Source organism: Bartonella sp. AP21QHHD (assembly GCF_042196205.1).
Lineage (GTDB): Bacteria > Pseudomonadota > Alphaproteobacteria > Rhizobiales > Rhizobiaceae > Bartonella.
On the sequence record NZ_JBHIPT010000047.1, the window covers coordinates 1 to 19,810 of the forward strand.

Sequence of the window (19,810 nt, forward strand, 5' to 3'; positions counted from 1 at the left end):
TGAGGCCAGTATTTTTGCCGGTGCCTCTCCTTATCCTTTTGCTTTGCCTATTGCTCAGTCTCTCCAAGACAATGCAAAAAAGGTGGGGGTACGTTTTAAAATTGAACGCTTCGTAGGCACGCAGTTATTTTCAAAACTATCTGCACGTACTTTTGATACAATTTTTTTCGGATGGAATAATGATTCTGCGGACCCCCATACAATGGCTTCACGCCTTATTTACAATCCTGATAATCGGCTTGAGGCTAAAAATACAGGCTATGCGAGTTGGTGCCATGGGTATTTGGATGAAACTATGAATCAAAAGGTTCAAGATGCGTTGTTTCAAAAAGATCCCAAAAAACGGGCGCAAATGTATGCTGATTTGCAACGTGAATTTATGCAGAAAGGACCTTATGCTTTTATCTATCAGACGTATCACACGATAGCGATGACACCTGATGTTAAAAAATGGGTTTGGAATAGTGCACCACGTATTTTTTATAGTGCAATTGAAAAATAAAAAGGTATCAGGTTTATAAAATATAAAAAACATGGTCATGATATATTTGATGTATTGCAAAGCTCTTTAACACTTTGCAATACATTGAATTTTATCGGGAATGGATTACTATGTTGTGTAGAGAATTTTATTTCAGGAATTCTTATAGAATATGTGTTTGTTTGGATGTTAGGATTGAATATTTTAACTTCTATTGATAGAATTTTCGGATGAAATAATGACTCTAGACATCCCCATACAACGGCTTCAAGTTTTTTTTACAACCCTGATAATCGATTTGAAATTAAAAATATAAGTTGTTCTAGCCGGTGTTATGGGTATTTTGATGAAGCTATAAATCAAAAGTTTAAAGATGTGTTGTTTCAAAAAGGTTCACAGAAACGGGCGTAAAGAATTGAAAAATGGTAAGTTTGTTTAGTGAAAAAACAGGTGTAACAAATGTGGCAGAATTCACTGTTTCCGAAATAGCAGGGGCTCTAAAGCGTGTTGTTGAAGAAAAGTTTGGTTATGTACGGGTGCGTGGGGAGATATCAGGGTACCGTGGTACTCATGCTTCGGGACATGCTTATTTTGCTTTAAAAGATGATAAGGCACGGTTGGAAGCTGTTATTTGGCGTGGAGTTATGGAAAAGCTCAAATTCCCTCCTGAAGAAGGGATGGAAGTAGTTGCTGTTGGTAAACTTACGACGTATCCAGGGTCATCGAAATATCAAATTGTCATCGAGGCTCTTGAACCAACGGGGGTTGGTGCTTTGATGACACTTCTTGAAAATCGTAAGAAAAAGTTTTTAGAAGAAGGCTTGTTTGATGAAGAAAAGAAAAAAACTTTGCCTTATATGCCTCGAATTTTAGGCGTTGTAACATCACCAACAGGTGCTGTTATTCGTGATATTATTCATCGTATATCCGATCGTTTTCCGTTGCATATTTTGGTTTGGCCTGTACGTGTTCAGGGGGAAACAAGTGGGAGGGAAGTGGCTGTTGCTGTTGAAGGTTTTAATGCTCTTGGTCCAGGTGGACTTATTCCAAAACCTGATCTTATTATTGTTGCACGGGGAGGAGGAAGTTTAGAAGATTTGTGGGGGTTTAATGACGAAGCTGTTGTTCGTGCTGTTTATGAATCTTCTCTTCCTGTTATTTCTGCTGTTGGGCATGAAACGGACTGGACCTTGATTGATTATGTGGCTGATTGGCGCGCTCCAACTCCTACCGCCGCAGCAGAACGGGCTGTTCCTGTTAAGCTTGATCTCGAGGTGCTGGTGGCATCGCTTGATGCACGTTTGCGCAAGGGACTCGCGCGTTATTTGGATTTTTATCGACAAAAATTGCGTGCCACTCTACGAGCTCTTCCGACTGCCGATCAACTTTTTGCTCTACCACGGCGTGGTTTAGATGAAACTTCAAGTCGATTGCAGCGTGCTCTTTGTGTAAGCTACGATAAAAAACGTTTTTCTTTTCATGCACTTGGTGTGCGTTTTTCACCGCGTTTGTTAAATATTGAAAAAGCACAACGCAATACAAAGGAATATACGGCACGTCTTCAGCGTGCTTTTGTGCGTAGTGTGGAAAAACAACGTGCTGGGTTAGAGGTAGTATCTAGGCTTTTAAGAAGCACTTCATATCAGAATATTTTGGAGCGCGGTTTTGTTTTGGCTTTGGGGAAAGATCATAAGCCCATTAAACGATTGGTTCAGTTTCCTGAAACAGGGCAAATAAATTTACGCTTTTTTGATGGAGATATCAGTGTTGCAACACAAGAACCTGTTTTTTCTAAACGGTCAAAACACAAGCAGATAAAGTCGCCAAGCGATGATCAAGGAACTCTCTTTTAATACGGTTAATGCCATGCTTGCGGAAGGTCTTCTTAAGGGAGTGGATGAAAAAGTTCGTTGCGCATGGGCTGGAACGGATCCACTTTATTGTGCTTATCATGATACCGAATGGGGAAAGCCTATTTTTGAGGATATTCGTTTGTTTGAGAAAATTTGTCTTGAAGGTTTCCAAGCGGGGCTTTCTTGGTTTACAATTTTAAAAAAACGCTCTTTTTTTCGCGTTGCATTTGATCACTTTGACTTTGAAAAGATTGTTCATTATGATGAGCTGAAGGTGCAAATGTTAATGCAGAATAAAGACATTGTTCGCCATCAAGGAAAAATTCAATCAGTGCTTAATAATGCATTGAGAGCACAAGAAATTATAACAGAGTGGGGAAGTTTGTCCCGCTATTTTTGGTCTTTTCAGCCACCACAATCAGAGCGTTATGAAAAGATAGACTTTCAAACACTGTTGGCTAACCCTATGACACCTGCTTCTCTTCGTCTTTCTCAAGACTTGAAGAGACGTGGCTGGACATTCGTTGGTCCCACAATTTGTTATGCTTTTATGCAGTCCGTAGGGATTGTTAATGATCATCTTGAAGGATGTTTTTGTCGATAAATTGGCAAACTGTCTTTTGTAAGAGTAATGATCAATAGGATAATAATTGAATTATTTAATAAATGTATAGATTATACAATTCCACTGTATAAGATAATTGAAATATACAAACTATACAATATTAATGATTTTCTATTGTTGTTGGCACTAAAAACGATAAAGGTATAATTTTGAGGATGAAAAAACAGACGCAAAAAGGAGTGATATCTTAACTGTTATGTATCTGAAGTGAGATAATGGTAATGTCTTGTATGTTTTAAAGAAACATTTAGTACACCAAAGCCCATTTCGCGACGCAGCCCGTGAATGGTATGACAGATAAGTCCATAATGCACTCCATCTTTAGGTTTATGAAGGAGCAAATCGGCACCATCACACATTTACTAGCTCTCAGTGTTGTGAAACAGTCTTTGGCATTTGTAATGGTTCAGAAGAGTTTTTTTATTTCCGTTAATAACGTGACTGTTATAATTAATGAATATTTTATTCATGTTTGTTGACGAATGCAAAGTGGTTGTTAGATGGGGTGCTGTTGTTGCATTGTTTTTCTTTGCTTGTATGACTGTTGGTTTATTTATATGTAGGTTGATTGCCCAATGCTTACCTAGGCAATATAAAATGAAATGCAGCGATGAAAAATTGAAGTTAAATGACTCAAGCTGCTTGTGTTGGGTTTTATTATCTGATAGCTTTCCTCTATTAGTAGAGTGATCTTGCCGCGTGTGCGCTCCAATTTTTTGGAAGATGATTAAGCTCATGCAGGCTTGTATCCACTACATTGCTTCGTTGAATCTCTGTATGTTTCCGCTGGAAACGAGAGTTCTGTTGCGGTATGTTGTTTTCTATTCTATTTTTATAGTGGTAAAGCAATGATGCACGCCAAAGTTTAGAAGGGTTTATATTCGTTATGTCTTTAGGGGGGAAACGTCTAATGAATTTTATTTTTATCAATGAGAGAATGCATTTTAGTGTATATTCTTTTATTGTAAGCTTTATTTCTCAAAAGATAAAGCGTGGAAGGAATGCTTCTTCTCATTTTTCCTTTATCTTTGTTAACGCGTTTGGTTTTGTTGGTAAAAACGTAAAACTTTTGACACTTAGTTTTCAAAAGATTAAGCAGATTTTTGTGGGGGGTAGCGTTTTAGAAAAGATATTTTCTTATGTCTTTCTGCTGTTTCAGTGCCGTTTTGGTCATGTAGTAAAGATGCGCCGTATCTTGAAACAGTGTTTGAGGGGGATGACTATTTTTAAAGTTTGCATATTTTATTTTAAATGTCGCCTAAAGGAATAGAATAATGAATTCATAAATTTTTGCGTAATGATTTTTTTAAAGCTCACTATTTTTGGGGCGACAAGGCTTATTGATGATTAATAGAGAACTGATATAGTGCATTATCATATGCAAAGAGGTTATGAAAAGAATGTAATACTGGTTAGCAAAACATATATTGCATGTTCGTTATGGTTTATTGAGACGTAAGTCAATGAATTTATCAAGTAGATGACTCTGTGTAGGTGATTAAAAATATAGGCGATTAGAACGTATTTATTCAATGTTATAATTATAAATTTGCTATATTATTTCAGCGTCATTAATTGATAAAAATAAATAAAGGGAAAAGTTTATGAACTTGAAGAAAACAATATTGAAAAGTAGCAGCTCTCTTGTTTCTGCTCTTATGGCATTGGCGATGGTTGCACAACAAGTTTCAGCAAAAACACCGGCTAATACCCTTGTGATGGCTTGGAATCTTGATGCAATTAGTACGTTTGATCCCGCACAACTTAATGATGTTTATGGAAGTGAAATTATTTACAATATTTGTGATAATTTGGTCAGTACTGCGACAGATGATCCTGCTAAAATGGTTCCCGCTTTAGCAACACATTGGGATGTTTCAGGTGATGATCACAGTACGGTGGTTACTTTTCATTTACGTGATGGTTTGAAGTTTAATGATGGTCGATCAGCCAATGCCAATGATCTTGTTTGGGGTATGAAGCGGATTGTCAAATTGAAGATGGGTAATGCGGCAATTTTTAATGAATATGGAATTACAGAGCAAAATGTTGATGATGCTTTGCAAGCTCCCGATGAGAAAACGGTTGTGATGAAATTTGATAAACCTTATCCAGCAGAGCTCATTCTTAATAATATTGTTGCGAGTCGTGCAACAGCTTTGCTTGATCGTAAGACGATTATGAAACACGAAAAAGATGGCGATTTTGGAAATCAGTATTTGAAAAGCCATGCTGCTTGTGTTGGTCCTTATCAGTTAAAAAGTTGGCGTCCTGGAGAAGCTCTTTTGTTGCGTGCAAGCTCTCACTATTGGGGACAAGCGCCTAAACTGAAGCAGATTTTAATTCGCCATGTTGCAGAGCCCGGAACACAACGTTTGTTGTTGCAAAAACATGATATTGATGTTGCTCGTAATTTGACACCTGAAGATCTTGCAGATCTGCAAAAAACAACAGATGTTAAAGTTGAAAGAGTGTTAGTGCCAACTATGATGTACTGGGGATTCAACATGACAAATCCTATTTTTGCTAAGGAAAAAGTACGTTTGGCGATGCGTTATCTCATAGATTATGAAGGTCTTGGCAAGAAGCTTCTCAAAGGGATTGGTATCCCACGGGCCAGTTTTATTCCTCTTGGCAACTTTGGGGCTTTGGATGAAAAAGAGGGGCAACCCTTTAAACTTGATATTGCAAAAGCCAAGCAGCTTTTAGCAGAAGCTGGTTATCCGAATGGATTTGAGGCAAATTTTCTCGTGTCAAACACTCCTTATACTTTGTTACTTGCTCAGTCACTCCAGGATAGTGCTGCACAGGCGGGCGTGCGTCTTAAAATTGAACGTGTAGCAGGTACACAGTTATTTTCAAAAGTGGATGCTCGAGCTTTTGATACGGCTTTTATCGGATGGAATAATGATTCTGCGGATCCTCATACCATGGCTTCACGTCTTATTTTCAATCCAGATAATCGTTTTGAGGCTAGAAATACAGCCTATCCTAGTTGGAAGCATGGGTATTTTGATGCTAAGATGAATCAAAAAGTTGAAGAAGCGTTGTTTCAAAAAAATCCGCAAAAACGAGCGCAACTCTATGCTGATTTACAACGTGAATTAATGCAAAAAGGACCTTATGCGTTTATCTTTCAACAATATAGCGTTGTCGCGATGACGCCTGATGTCAAAAAATGGGTTTGGAATAGTGCACCGCGTATTTTTTATAGTAAAATTGAAAAATAAGTGTGTCTTTTTAGTGTTATCAAAGCTAAAAAGAGCTTAATCATAATTGCATGATGAAAATATTCTCCCATATAAAGCTCTTCAGTTTTTTTAGGATGAAACTGTGAGGGATGTTTGTGTAGTAGCAGTATATAATTAAGATCGTTTATAGGGAGCGATGAATATAGAAAGTTATATTGGGGAGGATCTTTGTTTATGGTTATAGATTCTCTGCATCCCGAATATAGACTGATGTATAAGAAAATTATTTTGTAGATGCTTAGTTTGATTAAATGAAATTGATGTCTAATGCTATGCTATTTAAGCAAAATCACAATCACTTTGTGTGAAAAGGTAGAAGAATACAAAAGGAAGAGATAAAATGGGAAAACAAAGAATATTGAAAAAAATTTCTATTTTATTAAGCTCAATCATTTTTTTTAATGGGGCTGTAACAACGGCATTCAGTGCCTCATCTAAAGATATATTGGTAATGGCATGGAATATTGATTCAATTAGTAGTTTTGATCCAGCGCAAACTGTTGAGGTTGTGACGAGTGAGTTATTAACGAATATTTGCAGCGCGTTAGTGCAATATGATGAGCATGATCCTACAAAAATTCGCCCTGCTATGGCAAAATCTTGGGACGTTTTAGACAATGGCAAAAGAATAGTCTTTCATCTTCGTGATGATTTAAAGTTTAATGATGGAAGGATGGCTACAGCGCAAGATTTGGTATGGTCGATGCGACGGATTATTAAATTAGGATTAAGCTATGCTCAATCTTTAATGGATTATGGGTTTACCAAAAACAATATTGAAACAAATATTCAGGCTCTTGATGATAAGACTTTACAATTAAAATTAGATAAACCCTATCCTATTCAGCTCATATTGACTGTTATTGGACAATCTTATGCTTCTGCTTTGCTTGATCGGAAAACAATTGAAGCACAGAGTATTAACGGTGATATGGGGAATAAATATTTAGCAACACATACAGCTTGTGTTGGACCTTATAAATTGGTGAGCTGGTCTCCAGGAGATAAAGTTGTGTTAGAGGCGACACAACATTATTGGGGCGATGTGCCTAAAATTAAGCAGATTGTTGTGCAGCATGTAGCGGATTCATCAAGTCAAAGACTTCTTTTGGAAAAAGGTGATGTGGATATAGTGCGTGATCTTTCTTCGGAGGATATTTTAGATCTTGAAAAAAAAGGAGGCCCAGTCAAAATTAGTCGTGTTTTGCGTCCGCAGATTATTTACTTATCGTTAAATAATAAGAATGCAATTTTTGCGAATGAAAAGGTCAGATTGGCACTTCGTTATTTGGTTGATTATGAAGGTCTTGGAAAAACTGTTTTGAAAGGGATTGCTATTCCTCGGGCAACTTATATGTCTTTAGGTGTTCCAGGTGCTTTAGATGAAAAAGAAGGTTTGCCTTTTCAGTTGGATTTGAAAAAAGCAAAACAACTGATTACTGAAGCTGGTTATCCTAATGGGTTTAAAGCTAATCTTTTAGTTGGAAGCCTTAGTTATATGTCGTCTGTTGCACAGTCTATTCAAGCCAATGCACGCAAAATTGGTGTTGAGCTTACAATTGAAAAAATGGCACAAAATCAATTGTTGAGCCGTGTACGTGGTGGAAATTATGATACTGCTATTATGGGGTGGGGGAGTGCCGATCCTGATGGACATCCTGCTTCATTAAATCACGTGTTTAACCCTGATCCAACATTTACAAAAAAGCACAATATGTATTTAGCTTGGCGCGCTGGGTATTATGATGAAAATATTAATAACATGGTGATGGATGCTTTGTTTGAGAAAGACCCCAATAAGCGTATCATGCAATATCGTACTTTACAGCATTATGTGCTAGAGCATGGTCCTATGGTTTATTTATTTCAGACATATTATACCGTTGGTATGGGGCCTGATGTCAAAAAATGGATTTGGAACAGTTATAGACTTTATTACAATGAAGCAGAAAAATAAAAAGAAGCATGTTATAGAAAAGGATTGTAGAACATGCTTAATAAGAGATTGTTTTGTTATATAAAAAAGTATTTGCTTTATGTTTTGTCGCTACAGAGGGGATTTTTATAATGGTTTTGCCACTTTCAGAGACTGAAAGAGCTGTATCAGAAAAGCAGAAAAAATTATTTTTATGGGATTTTTTATGCAAAGGATTGAAACTTCTTATTTCAGTTTTTATCACATTGCTTGGGTTGGTGACGATCACTTTTTTTCTTGGTCATCTTCTTCCTCTAGATCCGGTTCTGTCTATTCTTGGTGATAATATCAGTCAGGAAGCTTATGATGCAATGTATTATAAGCTGGGTCTTGATAAGCCGTTGATTGTCCAATATTGGAAGTATCTTCATAATGTATTTTTGTTTGACTTTGGAGATGCTTTAACTTCTGGGCGACCTGTTCTAGCCGATATTATGCGTGTGTTTCCTGCAACATTAGAGCTTGCAACCGTTGCTATTGTTATTGGCACAAGTCTTGGAATTCCATTTGGTGTTTTTGCAGCAATGTATCGCGATTCATTTATTGATTATGTTGTCCGTGTTTTTACACTTGTAAGTTATTCTACTCCAACATTTTGGCTCGGATTAATGGCGTTGTTAATATTTTACGCCAAGCTTGGCTGGGTTGGTGGCCCAGGACGACTTGATTTTCTTTATGAATATTCTTTTGAACCAAAAACAGGATTTTTCCTTTGGGATACTGCAAGCCAAGGACAATGGGAGGCTTTTGGTAATGTTTTTAGTCACGTTATTATGCCTGCTTTGATCTTGGCTTTCGGTGCTATGGCTTATATTAGCCGTATGACTCGTGGGTTTATGATTGAGCAGCTTAATCAGGAATATATCATTACTGCACGTGTAAAGGGATTATCGTGGGCGCGAACCGTTTGGGGGCATGCCTTTCGAAATGCTGCTGTTCAAATTATTACCGTTGTTGCACTTTCTTATGCTTTTTTATTAGAAGGGGCTGTTTTAACGGAGACAGTTTTTGCTTGGCCTGGTTTTGGACATTACTTGACAAACGCTCTTTTAGCCGGAGATATGAATGCAGTTGTAGGATGTACTTTACTTGTAGGATTTATCTTTGTCGCCATTAATTTATTTTCTGATTTGCTTTATCGCATTTTTGATCCAAGGACACGTTGAATATGACAGTAAGTAATCATCATAAATCGCAATCATCATCTTCTTTGGGTAGTTGGTTAAACGATCCTGTTCCAAACTCCATAATTCAAGCGAACATACAAAGAATTTATCACGCACTGGCTAAGTTTTTTCATAACTTTTCGGCTGTATTCGGTCTGCTTATTATTTGTATTATTATCATATGTGCATTTTTTGCTCCTTGGATTGCTACGCATGATTTTCTTAGCAATGATCTGGGGCATCGGTTGCAGCCACCCTCTATGGCGCATTATTTTGGAACAGATGAATTGGGACGTGATATTTTTAGTCGCCTTGTTTTTGGTTCCCGTATTACTCTTTATGTTGTTTTTCTTACAACAGTTATTGTAGGTCCAATAGGGCTTATTGTTGGAACTGTATCTGGTTATATGGGCGGATGGGTTGATACTGTGCTCATGCGCATTGTCGATATTTTTCTTGCTTTTCCAGGTTTGATTTTAGCTCTTGCATTTTCAGCCGCATTGGGACCAGGGATTGAAAATGCTTCTATTGCAATTTCAATTGCAGCATGGCCACCAATTGCACGTTTAGCACGTGCTGAGACTTTGACAATACGTTCTTCTGATTATGTTTCTGTAGTTCGCCTGCAAGGGGCCTCTGCTTGGCGAATTATTTTGTTTCATGTTGCGCCCATGTGTATTCCTTCAGTGATTGTACGATTAACTTTGGATATGTCTGGAATTATTTTAACGGCTGCTGGTCTTGGTTTTTTAGGGTTGGGAGCTCAACTTCCAAGTCCTGAATGGGGTGCGATGCTTTCTTCAGGGCGGGAATTTATGATGACAAATTGGTGGTTGGCGGCAATACCAGGCTGTGCAATATTATTTGCAAGTCTTGCTTTCAACCTTTTAGGTGATGGTCTTCGTGATGTATTGGATCCACGCAATGGGTAATAAATTATTAGAAGTAGAAGATTTACGTATTTCTTTTCCTACAACGCGCGGCATTTCAGAAGTTGTGCGTGGCGTTAGTTTTTCTGTTGGAAAAGAAAAAATTGGAATTGTTGGTGAATCCGGATCTGGAAAATCGATGACTGGGCGCGCAATACTAAGATTGAGTCCAAAAGCAGCCATTGTTAAAGCTAAAAAAATGCGCTTTGAGGATGTTGATTTATTGGCCGCAAGTGAACCTCAGATGCGAAAAATCCGTGGGAAACGTATTTCAATGATTTTACAGGATCCCAAATATTCACTTAATCCATTAATACGGATCGGGGAACAGATTATGGAGGCTTACCGTATTCATTACCGTGTTTCAAAAGCTGAAGCGAGGGAGCGCACCATATCTATGTTAGAATCTGTTCATATTCGTGATCCTGAACATGTGATGCGTCTCTTTCCTCATGAAATATCTGGGGGGATGGGGCAGCGCGTGATGATTGCAATGATGCTCATTCCAAAACCTGATTTAATTATTGCTGATGAGCCAACATCTGCACTTGATATTACGGTCAGACGACAAGTTTTATCTGTATTAGATGAACTTGTGACAAAATCTGGAACGGGACTTATTTTCATTAGTCATGATTTAAATATGATTGCTGATTTTTGTGATCGTATTTTGGTGATGTATGCGGGCCGTGTCTTAGAAGAGTTGCCTGCTTCTGATTTGTCTCACGCTTGTCATCCTTATACAAAGGCGTTGCTCGCGAGTTTGCCACGGCTTGATAATCCAGTTGATATTTTGGCTGTTCCTGAGCGTGATCCTGATTGGTTGTATAATCCTACGATTGTTAATGGCGTTGAGGAGGTTCCTCATGACAAATTGTGAGAATATTATTGATGTTTCTAATTTATCTGTAACTTTTGGGCACAGGCATAAGGCAGTAACAGTTGTTAAAAATGTTAATTTTCATATTAAGCGTGGTGAAGCTTATGGTTTGATTGGTGAATCCGGATGTGGAAAGTCAACTATTTTGAATACATTGGTGGGGCTTATTCCAGATTATAGTGGAAAATTCCTTTTTGCTGGACAAGAAGTTGAAAAGAAAAGAAGTAAGGATTTTTTACGCTGTATTCAAATGGTTTTTCAAGATCCTTATGCTTCGCTGCATCCAAGAAAAATGGTCCATACGGTTCTTTCTGAATCGCTCAAAATCCATGGAATGGATAATCAAAGAGAGCGGGTGGAGGATGCTTTAGATTCCGTTGGTTTAGATTCTTCATTTCTTTATCGTTATCCTCATGAGTTGTCTGGAGGGCAGCGTCAGCGTATTGCTCTTGCACGTGCTTTAATTATTGAGCCAGAGGTGTTGTTGCTTGATGAGCCAACATCTGCATTGGATGTGTCGGTACAGGCTGAAATTTTAAACTTGTTGAAATCACTGCGCGTGAGAAAAAAGCTTACTTATTTAATGGTATCCCATGATCTTGCTGTTGTTGCACATATTTGTGAACGTGTTGGAATTATGCATAAAGGGATTATTCTTGAAGAGCTTAGCAATGATGAATTGCGTAATCTACATGCGCAACACGATTATACAAAGGAGTTTTTTGAAGCAAGTATAGAGCCTATTGTCCATAGAGAGCAAAGAGCATGATCAATTTTACAGAAGAGAAAATGCAATTTTATTTGTTTTGAAGTTTCTGGAGATGTTTGGCGGCATTGTTAAGAGGGAAGGGGATAATAGGATTTTTTCAGTATGAATTTTCTGGGCAGTGTTTGAGCTGTAATATTTTAAATCCTATTAGAACTTCCATTTTGAAATATATGAGTGACTTATAACATACATCCCTTTGTTTGATATTATTGCATTATTTTTTACTTATCATTTTATGTTCAAAAGTTTTATTTTGGAATTTTAAGCATTAAATTCGTGAGAAATAACAAACGATAGTAATGTTGTATTTTCTAGAAAAGCTTCTCATTATTTTACAATATCATTTTGTTTTTGGTTGTTCTCTTTTTTACAGTTTTATTCTTTATAAAAAGAATTTTTTGTAAAAAACATCCAATGGTCAATGACTGTCTTCAAATATTTCGCTGTTCTCTATTTAAAAAAGCGCTTAAAAACAGCTTATAATAAACCAAAAAGGCAGCAATATGCTGCCTTTTTGTTAAATTGAATAGGCTATTTTTACAGTCTTGATTTAAAACTGATAGAGTATTCCTCCTGAAAAGCTTGCACCACTTATACCAGTTTTTGAAGCTTTTGTTGATAGCTGACATCACCATGAAGGGAGAGGTTAGCGGACAATTGTGGGCCACCTTCAACGAAACTTCCCGAGGGGTCACATTTATAATACTTATCAATATGGAATGTCTGATCATCACCAAAGGTTTTGATTAAGTTTACTTTTCCATAGAAAGACATAGGACGGCTGTTTTCAGTGGCAATGGTTTTTGTCAAACGTCCACCAACACGGGATTATCCATTGAGAAGGATTTTGCATCTTAATGGTCAGATTATCAGCATCTTTAATGGTATCAAACATCAAATGTTGATAGGCAAGCTGTGCCTGCGGTTCGAATGTTACGCCTTGGATACCCGTTGCAAATTGTTTGCTAACAGTTGTGGAGATCGCCAACATTTTTGCATTTTTTAATTTTGTGGTTGTACTAATGAGGGCATTGGTGATCTTTCTCTTTAGGAATCCATAGGATAAACAGCGTATCAAGATAGAAACCACTGTCACGCTGTTTACTGCCATAGGCGGTGAGTGAAATGACCATTTATTCAATATGCTCTTACTTGCTGTCTTGCATATTCTTTGGAGTGCAAAGAGAGTTGTCCATAGGTTTCTATAAGACCAAAATGTGTTGTAGATATTTTTCCCTTCTAGCGCGACAAAGTTAACACCTCCTTGTAGAGAAGCATAACGAAGATGAGCACTGCTATAACCATATCTACTAGAAGTACTACTTATCAAAAAATAAGCTTCCTGTTTTTCCATAGGTATATAAGAAAAAGCCATTCCGTTTGTCTTATTCTTTCCTTAAGACAAATGTCGCATATTGGTTAACAGTTGCATTTTGCTTAGCCATATTGGTCAATCCAGCGTACAAGAGAGCATTGGGGCTTGATCAAATAGTTTGTATTTATGGCACGATGGTTTTTACTTTTGAGTCGCTATCAAGCAGTACTGGTTGTAAGCGAAAATCCCAGAAATTTTTATTTTCTCCTAAAAGGTTTTGTTCAGCATTTGTTTTACTGTGGTTTGATTTTGGTCCATAAGCTTTCAGTATATATTTATAAGGTGAACCACTTATTGTGATATAGTCCTGTGCAAGTTTGAAAGAGTTTTGATTTACTTTCCCAAAAACTTGAATGAGTGAAAGACCACGTGCACTGGTAAGAGCAGAAGCGTCTGCTTTAATATTGTTCTTTTCTAAATGTCCAGTGATATAAACCAGTGTAGTACCTGAAACATCACCGTGAATCAGAAGATGGTCAGCTTTTTGTTTGTTTATGGCAGCACTATCACTCCATTCGACGTTGAAATGAATTTCTGCTTTTCCTGTAGCATTGTAGACTTTTTTAGTATTTGGTCTGCCAGATCCTATGTGCAACGTGTGATAATGATTTTCAGTTGGCTCTTCAAAAACAATAGAGCTGTTATTGATGTTAAGGACAGAAATATCAGAACGTGCTCTTTGAGCAATATCAAGCAGTTTTTTGTTCTGGCTTTTTTTATTTGTGCTTGTTTTCAATGTCCATTTCGTATTGTTTTGCAAATCAAAGACTGTTTTGAATTTTTTTTCAGTGCTCACTTTGCCGTCTAAGATGGAGCGATCGGCGTTTAGTGTAAAAGTGAAATCATTTTTTTTCGTTGAAGCTTCGGTTACTAATAAAACATTGGCACGGATTTCTGAATTTTTGAGATTGGCTTTACCAATTGATTCATTTGCATTAATTCCAGTACCGTTTTTAATATGAAGTTTTGTATTGGTTAAATTGATTTCTGATGTTCTATTGTTCTTAGACTTTTCAAATGCGATACCTCTATCTTCTGCTGTGGCAGAAACATTTGTTACATCAATATGTCCATTATTATTTACAACAAATGCACTATTTTCGGCAATTATTGTCCCTCCACTCATTTTGATTGTGCTGCCATTTTCTGAATAAAGTCCGATCTCAGCATTTTTAATCGTTGTATGGCCATATAATTCAACTAAACTGCCAACATCTTGGCTTTCCGCACCGAATCCGTTATTATCTGCTGTTATTAGAGTAACATTCGTGGCTTTAATATGTCCGCCGTTTCCGGCAAATAATGCAGTAGTTTTACCTTGTACTGTTCCTCCCGTTATGGTGATGGTGGATTTTGAATCTTTTGCATAGAGCCCACTGTCATCAGATGATGTAATTTGAGCATTGTCAGTTAAAGTAATAGTACTGCCGTTTATAGCAGATACTGCTGCACCTTTTGCGTTAAATGATCCTCCAGAAACTGTTATTTGAGAACCATTATCTGAAATTATGCTATTGATTGCTTGCGGAACGGTTACATTTTCTAAAGTAATGGCACTTCTTCTTGCAATTATTGCATTGATTAGTAGTGCATTATCCTTACGATTTAATATCGTTACATCTTTCAGTTTGTTATTGCTCTTGTTTTTTAACAAGTGAACGCCTGCTTCGGAAGCAGTAATGGTTCCTCCGATCATTTTGATTGTGCTATCGTTTTGCGCATCAATTCCGATTTTAACGTCACTGATCGTTGTATTGCCAAGCAATTCAATCACACTGTTAGAGCCAGAGGCAGCTGCACCAGCAGCTACACCATTGCCATTATTAGTTGCTTTTAAAGCAACATTTGTAACCGTAATATGGCCACCTATGTCTGCTTCTAAGGCTGTATATTTTCCTGTCACGTTTCCTGTTGTCATTGTAATTGTGGATTTTGAGTCTCGTGCATAGAGGCCTGCTTCATCATGTGACGTAATTTGAGCATTGTCCGTTAAGGTGATACTGCTACCGTTTTGAGCACATATTGTTGCATAGCTTGAATCAAATGATCCTCCAGAGATTGTTATGTTAGAACGATTATTTGCAATTACGCTGTTGCCTGTTTGAGTCACTTTTACATTTTTTAAAGTGAGACCACTTTCTTTCTCTAGAAGAATTCCTTTGCCTGAATTTTTATCTTTACCGGTTGATATTATTACATTTTCTAGTTTACTTTCGGCGCTCTTACTGTTCACGAAGCCAACACCAGTTTTAGAAGTTGTAATAGTCCCCCCAATCATTTTAATTACGCCACCGTTACTTGCCACAAGCCCAACACCAGCATTCTTAATCGTTGTATTGCCATATAATTCAATCATACTATTAGCGCTATTGACTCCTGCGCCTATTATAGGAACATCAGTGACCTTGCCCCCATGTTCATTTGTTGTTAGAGCAACATCCGTGACCTTAATATGTCCACCGTTTTCTGCGACCAACGCTAATTCTCCGGTTACTGTTCCTCCCGTCATTGTGATGGTAGAATGTAAACCATTTGTGTAGAGTCCTTTGCTATTCGATGATGTTGATGTAACTTGAACGTTACCTTTTTTATTGCTGGTTAAAGTAATGTTGCTGCCGTTTCCAGCGTATACCCCTACGTTTTTGCCCTCAAATAATCCTCCAGAAACCGTTACTTTAGAATGATTATTTGCAACTATGCCACTTTTTGCCTGCGTAACTGTTACATTTTCTAAAGTGACGTTGCTTTCCTTGTCGGCACCTATTCCTGTGATTTTAGGCTCTTTATGGTTACTGCCCGATATTTTCACATTTTCTAGCTTGTTTCCATTGCTCTTACTATTATAGAAACCAGCGCCGGTTGCAGAAGCTGTAATGGTCCCTCCGATCATTTTAATCATTCCACTGTTTTGTGCATGAAGACCGATTACAGCATTCTTAATTGTTGTATTCCCATGCAATTCAATCACGCTGTTCGGACCGCCGGCGACAACTGTTCCGATTTTATCATTCGTCGCAGTTAACGCAACATCCGTGACCTTGATATGTCCACCATTTTCTGCAACCAACGCCATTTTTTCTGTGATTACGCTTCCTCCCGTCATTTCGATTGTGGTTTCTGAATCTGTTGCATGGAGTCCAGTGCCATGAGATGATGTAGTTTGAACATTGTTAGTTAGAGTTACGCGACTGCCATTGTAAGCAGATATTGCTGCCTTTGTGGCATCAAATGATCCTCCCAATATCGTGATTTCAGATTTATTATTTGCTGTAACGCTATTCGTTGCCTTAGTCACTTTTACATTTTCTAAAGTGACTTCACTGTCTTTGTCTGCAAATATTGCAAAAGTTAGTGGAGCTTTGCCTTTGCCACTTGATATTATTATATCTTTTAGCTTGTTTTCAGCATTCTTACTGTTCAAGAATTTAGTGCCAGTGTTGGAAACTGTGATAGTTCCCCCAGTCATTTTCAGTGTAGCACCATCCTTTGCTTCAAGACCGAAGAAAATGCTAGAACCAGTTCCTTTAATGGTTGTACCATCCAGTAATTCAATCGCAGTGTTAGAACCTTCAGCTGTTATAGCGTGCGCATTTGTGCCTATGTTGGTGTTTGTTTTTTTGTTTCCGATTATCGTCAAATGCTTGCCGATAATTTGACCACCTTTTTTTGCGTGAATAATTTCGTAGGTTTCGTTGGAAACTTCTTTTTTATTTTCTGAAATTTCAAGATTTTTAGCTTGTGCATTAAGATTGATACCAGAAAGTACAACTGCCACAATTGCTGTGCAGGATAGAAGAAATTTTTTAGGCATCAGTCTACTCCTTTTAAAGCCCCCAACATTCATTTTCCCGCTAACTTCATAAGCAGAAGTGGAAATAGATATTGCTTTTATTTTAATAACACAGCACTTTGATATTTTGTTTTGCTTTTTTTGTCAAATTTAAAGTTGTATTTATGTTTAATTATGTAATATTAAATTTATTTCATAATGTATTTTTATATAATTATATTTTAAAAATAAGTTTTTTATTAATGGTACATATTATTTTATATCAATATTCATTTATTTTAATATTTATTGATGTATAATTAAAGAAATACAGTTATATAAAATAAAGTAAAAAATATAATATAAATAAGAATAGTAGTGTTTTTAATATTTTATATTTAGTGGAAAAAGGTGAAATTAGAGTGGATATGTGATAATTGATTGTTCTTACCTACATTATGTATCGAATGAGTTTTTGACAGCAAAAATGAGAGAAGGCTTTAATAGAGCGTTGAGGGTTCTTTGAGTGCTCAGTGTCTTCTTTGAACGAATGAAATATAAAAATATACAGAATCCGCTGATAAGCCACAATTTCCGAAAGGCTACATACTATACAAAACTCCGTTGGATGTAGTTTGACATTAGGTTTTGTACTAAGTGGGAAGAGGTGAGATTAGTTAGAAATACGTGATAATTTATTGTTTTTATGGTTATTTTTTACCATTAAATGCGCGTTTTGTAAAATGGCATGGGGCAAGGACCATCCCGTTTTAACAAGCGCCATTATCAAAACCATTGCCGCCCTGATGGCTTTTAACATTGCTCTACGTGTGTTGCGCTTTACCATGACTGGCGCACACGTCTTGGTTTATTTTGGTGCTGATACCACCACCATCACCAAATGGAAAAACATCATTGCTGCTGCTTTTGATCTCTCTTCCCATTGGCAAAAGTTTAAACAAGGACTTTCCTCTGTTGTCGAGAGGTTTGGCAATTTGTGGGAGGGCGTTAAACAAAGCTTTTCCAACTTTTGGCAATGGTTGAAGAGTTTTTTTACACAGGAAAAGCTCTCGGAGAGTGCCAAGGCTGGTATGGAACAAGCGGGCGAAGATCTGGCTAATTCGATTGTCGATGGCTTTATGTCGTCTATCTCACAATTGATGGATTTTTGTAAATCTTTGCCTAGCCGCATTAAGGGGTGGATTGGTTCCATTGATGTAAGAGAGTTTTTGCCAAGTTTTTTGGGGGGTAAAACAGCCATCCAACCCATCGTGCAATTTGCGGGGGCGGGGCATGCAAATTCCCCTTTCACAGAAGCAAAAAGCAAAGATCACTCCCCCATCACACACAATCAAAATGTCACAGTGCATGTTAATGGGGCGCGTGAACCCATGGCCACTGGTCGTGCGGTTGCCCATGCCATTCAACGGGCACGCGCTAATGCCCTGCATGGCGGGACAGAATGAGGGGAGGGAGCCTATGAGAGATCCTTTGATGATGTTAGGACCGCATCAATTTTATGTGGACTGGCTGAATTTCCAATCCTTTGAAGAAGAGTTTTCTGCCTCATGGGTTTGTATGGAGCGTTTTGGCAAGGCACCCAGTTTGCAATTTACCGGCTATGGCAATGATGCAAAAACCATTCATGGAGTTTGGTTTCCAGAAGAATTTGGTGACTGGGTAGCGATAGATGCCATCACCACAACTATCCGAAGAGCAAAGCCGGTCCAGATGCTTCGTTGGATCAATGATACGACCTATAGTGTCCTTCTCCATGGACCCGTAGTAATCACCACGATCAATAAAGACCACGACTATATCAGTCGCTCTGGTCAATCCCAGCGCATCCGCTATTCCATTACGCTCTTGCCCTTTTTTAATGGCGGAAAACCACAAGGACAATACCAAGAGGGACAATATCAAATGGGGTATTACCAAGAGGGACAAACTCTATGAAGATACCAGAAAAACATGTTGTTGTAGAGCTAGAGGATATGAGCCTCGATCTCCTTTGCTTTCACCATGTCATGGCTGTGTTAGGGGACCGTTCTCAAGTTGGGGGACTAAACGGCTATTTAGAAGCCACACTGGAAGCCAATCCAGAGATTGCCAAATATGGTGTGTTTTTACCGCGGGGCTTAAAGGTCATTCTGCCTGAATTTGTGTTGTCTAATCCCCAAAGCATGGTGAAAAGGCTATGGGATTAATGCGTACACACCCCTTTATTGTGGTCAAGGTGGGAGACAAACCTGTTCATGAGGTTTTTTACCAGCGTCTTTTAACCGCAACTATCACGGATCATGCCGGGAATGAAGCCGATACATTTGAAGCAGAGTTTGATGATAGTGGCAATGATTTAGAGGTTCCCTCAAGCAACAGTGCGCTACAGGTGATCTTTGGTTATGAGAACAGCATCAGTGCATTTATGGGGTGTTTTGTTGTCGAATCGGTTGTAAGTTGTGGGGGCAGTGATGGAGAGATTTTGCGCCTTTGTGGCAAAAGTGCCTCGATGCGTAAAGAGCTCAAAGAACAGGTGAGTGAGCATTTTGATCACAAAACTGTTGGTGAGATTGTTGAGACACTCGCCAAACGCCATGGCTATCAAGCAAAGGTCAGTCCCCAGTTCATTAAAAAACCTTTGCCTTATGTGATTCGCACAGATCAATCGGCTGTTGATTTTTTAACCCGCCTTGCCGATCGCATGCGGGCACGTTTTTTGATCAAGGACAATAAGTTT

At 38.0% G+C, this 19,810-nt stretch carries 15 protein-coding genes and 2 pseudogenes; 13 read left to right on the forward strand and 4 right to left on the reverse strand.

The annotated features are described in order from the left end of the window. From ACFIMC_RS03220 to ACFIMC_RS03230, 3 genes and pseudogenes are all read left to right on the forward strand, one after another. Nucleotides 1-502, forward strand: a pseudogene (locus ACFIMC_RS03220) (ABC transporter substrate-binding protein); the annotation flags it as partial. Nucleotides 503-903: 401 nt separating this feature from the next. Next, nucleotides 904-2,334: an exodeoxyribonuclease VII large subunit gene (xseA, locus tag ACFIMC_RS03225; RefSeq protein ID WP_375612272.1), complete on the forward strand. Its 1,431-nt coding sequence runs from the start codon at nucleotides 904-906 to the stop codon at nucleotides 2,332-2,334. Continuing rightward, the gene (locus ACFIMC_RS03230; protein ID WP_375680728.1) at nucleotides 2,312-2,938 is read left to right on the forward strand and encodes a DNA-3-methyladenine glycosylase I; all 627 of its coding nucleotides are present in this window, start codon (nucleotides 2,312-2,314) and stop codon (nucleotides 2,936-2,938) included. The genes xseA and ACFIMC_RS03230 overlap by 23 nt, the downstream gene beginning before the upstream one ends. 215 nt (nucleotides 2,939-3,153) lie before the next feature. On the opposite strand, the gene ACFIMC_RS03235 is transcribed toward ACFIMC_RS03230, so the two are convergent. Beyond that, nucleotides 3,154-3,318, reverse strand: a complete 165-nt coding sequence (locus ACFIMC_RS03235) for a hypothetical protein (protein WP_375646395.1) — start codon at nucleotides 3,316-3,318, stop codon at nucleotides 3,154-3,156. Between the two features lie 1,245 nt (nucleotides 3,319-4,563). Here ACFIMC_RS03235 and ACFIMC_RS03240 point away from each other — a divergent pair. From ACFIMC_RS03240 to ACFIMC_RS03265, 6 genes are all read left to right on the forward strand, one after another. Then, entirely contained in the window at nucleotides 4,564-6,189 is a 1,626-nt protein-coding gene (locus ACFIMC_RS03240) for an ABC transporter substrate-binding protein (RefSeq protein ID WP_375681112.1), read from the forward strand. 361 nt (nucleotides 6,190-6,550) lie between these two features. Next, the gene (locus ACFIMC_RS03245; protein WP_375612275.1) at nucleotides 6,551-8,167 is read left to right on the forward strand and encodes an ABC transporter substrate-binding protein; all 1,617 of its coding nucleotides are present in this window, start codon (nucleotides 6,551-6,553) and stop codon (nucleotides 8,165-8,167) included. Between the two features lie 110 nt (nucleotides 8,168-8,277). Beyond that, nucleotides 8,278-9,351 carry an ABC transporter permease gene (locus tag ACFIMC_RS03250; RefSeq protein ID WP_375613823.1) on the forward strand — a complete coding sequence of 358 codons (1,074 nt, stop codon included), beginning with the start codon at nucleotides 8,278-8,280 and terminating at the stop codon, nucleotides 9,349-9,351. A gap of 2 nt (nucleotides 9,352-9,353) precedes the next feature. Next, nucleotides 9,354-10,283: an ABC transporter permease gene (locus tag ACFIMC_RS03255; protein ID WP_273790732.1), complete on the forward strand. Its 930-nt coding sequence runs from the start codon at nucleotides 9,354-9,356 to the stop codon at nucleotides 10,281-10,283. Next, nucleotides 10,276-11,160: an ABC transporter ATP-binding protein gene (locus ACFIMC_RS03260; protein ID WP_273790733.1), complete on the forward strand. Its 885-nt coding sequence runs from the start codon at nucleotides 10,276-10,278 to the stop codon at nucleotides 11,158-11,160. The genes ACFIMC_RS03255 and ACFIMC_RS03260 overlap by 8 nt, the downstream gene beginning before the upstream one ends. Then, nucleotides 11,147-11,929, forward strand: a complete 783-nt coding sequence (locus ACFIMC_RS03265) for an ABC transporter ATP-binding protein (protein WP_273790734.1) — start codon at nucleotides 11,147-11,149, stop codon at nucleotides 11,927-11,929. The genes ACFIMC_RS03260 and ACFIMC_RS03265 overlap by 14 nt, the downstream gene beginning before the upstream one ends. A gap of 591 nt (nucleotides 11,930-12,520) precedes the next feature. Here the strand turns inward: ACFIMC_RS03265 and ACFIMC_RS03270 are convergent. From ACFIMC_RS03270 to ACFIMC_RS03280, 3 genes are all read right to left on the reverse strand, one after another. Then, nucleotides 12,521-12,739, reverse strand: a complete 219-nt coding sequence (locus ACFIMC_RS03270; RefSeq protein WP_375612277.1) for a hypothetical protein — start codon at nucleotides 12,737-12,739, stop codon at nucleotides 12,521-12,523. Further along, nucleotides 12,717-13,304 carry an autotransporter outer membrane beta-barrel domain-containing protein gene (locus ACFIMC_RS03275; RefSeq protein WP_375628227.1) on the reverse strand — a complete coding sequence of 196 codons (588 nt, stop codon included), beginning with the start codon at nucleotides 13,302-13,304 and terminating at the stop codon, nucleotides 12,717-12,719. The genes ACFIMC_RS03270 and ACFIMC_RS03275 overlap by 23 nt, the downstream gene beginning before the upstream one ends. Before the next feature lie 124 nt (nucleotides 13,305-13,428). Continuing rightward, entirely contained in the window at nucleotides 13,429-17,115 is a 3,687-nt protein-coding gene (locus ACFIMC_RS03280) for a right-handed parallel beta-helix repeat-containing protein (protein ID WP_375672054.1), read from the reverse strand. Nucleotides 17,116-17,816: 701 nt separating this feature from the next. Between ACFIMC_RS03280 and ACFIMC_RS03285 the strand changes: the two genes are divergently transcribed. From ACFIMC_RS03285 to ACFIMC_RS03300, 4 genes and pseudogenes are all read left to right on the forward strand, one after another. Then, entirely contained in the window at nucleotides 17,817-18,539 is a 723-nt protein-coding gene (locus tag ACFIMC_RS03285; RefSeq protein ID WP_375685649.1) for a hypothetical protein, read from the forward strand. 13 nt (nucleotides 18,540-18,552) lie between these two features. Continuing rightward, nucleotides 18,553-19,029: a phage tail protein gene (locus tag ACFIMC_RS03290; protein WP_375685651.1), complete on the forward strand. Its 477-nt coding sequence runs from the start codon at nucleotides 18,553-18,555 to the stop codon at nucleotides 19,027-19,029. Beyond that, complete coding sequence (locus ACFIMC_RS03295) at nucleotides 19,026-19,280, forward strand: tail protein X (protein WP_375610995.1); 255 nt, start codon at nucleotides 19,026-19,028, stop codon at nucleotides 19,278-19,280. The genes ACFIMC_RS03290 and ACFIMC_RS03295 overlap by 4 nt, the downstream gene beginning before the upstream one ends. Continuing rightward, nucleotides 19,280-19,810 (forward strand): annotated as a pseudogene (locus tag ACFIMC_RS03300) (late control protein); the annotation flags it as partial. The gene ACFIMC_RS03295 and the pseudogene ACFIMC_RS03300, both read left to right, overlap by 1 nt.

Excerpts from the sequence above, each read along its gene's own strand:
- ACFIMC_RS03260 (WP_273790733.1), top strand. The coding sequence starts at position 10,276 with ATGGGTAATAAATTATTAGAAGTAGAAGATTTACGTATTTCTTTTCCT.
- ACFIMC_RS03285 (WP_375685649.1), top strand. The coding sequence starts at position 17,817 with ATGGCATGGGGCAAGGACCATCCCGTTTTAACAAGCGCCATTATCAAA.
- ACFIMC_RS03230 (WP_375680728.1), top strand. The coding sequence starts at position 2,312 with ATGATCAAGGAACTCTCTTTTAATACGGTTAATGCCATGCTTGCGGAA.
- ACFIMC_RS03245 (WP_375612275.1), top strand. The coding sequence starts at position 6,551 with ATGGGAAAACAAAGAATATTGAAAAAAATTTCTATTTTATTAAGCTCA.
- ACFIMC_RS03295 (WP_375610995.1), top strand. The coding sequence starts at position 19,026 with ATGAAGATACCAGAAAAACATGTTGTTGTAGAGCTAGAGGATATGAGC.
- ACFIMC_RS03250 (WP_375613823.1), top strand. The coding sequence starts at position 8,278 with ATGGTTTTGCCACTTTCAGAGACTGAAAGAGCTGTATCAGAAAAGCAG.
- ACFIMC_RS03235 (WP_375646395.1), bottom strand. The coding sequence starts at position 3,318 with ATGTGTGATGGTGCCGATTTGCTCCTTCATAAACCTAAAGATGGAGTG.
- xseA (WP_375612272.1), top strand. The coding sequence starts at position 904 with ATGGTAAGTTTGTTTAGTGAAAAAACAGGTGTAACAAATGTGGCAGAA.
- ACFIMC_RS03265 (WP_273790734.1), top strand. The coding sequence starts at position 11,147 with ATGACAAATTGTGAGAATATTATTGATGTTTCTAATTTATCTGTAACT.
- ACFIMC_RS03290 (WP_375685651.1), top strand. The coding sequence starts at position 18,553 with ATGAGAGATCCTTTGATGATGTTAGGACCGCATCAATTTTATGTGGAC.
- ACFIMC_RS03275 (WP_375628227.1), bottom strand. The coding sequence starts at position 13,304 with ATGGCTTTTTCTTATATACCTATGGAAAAACAGGAAGCTTATTTTTTG.
- ACFIMC_RS03280 (WP_375672054.1), bottom strand. The coding sequence starts at position 17,115 with ATGCCTAAAAAATTTCTTCTATCCTGCACAGCAATTGTGGCAGTTGTA.
- ACFIMC_RS03255 (WP_273790732.1), top strand. The coding sequence starts at position 9,354 with ATGACAGTAAGTAATCATCATAAATCGCAATCATCATCTTCTTTGGGT.
- ACFIMC_RS03240 (WP_375681112.1), top strand. The coding sequence starts at position 4,564 with ATGAACTTGAAGAAAACAATATTGAAAAGTAGCAGCTCTCTTGTTTCT.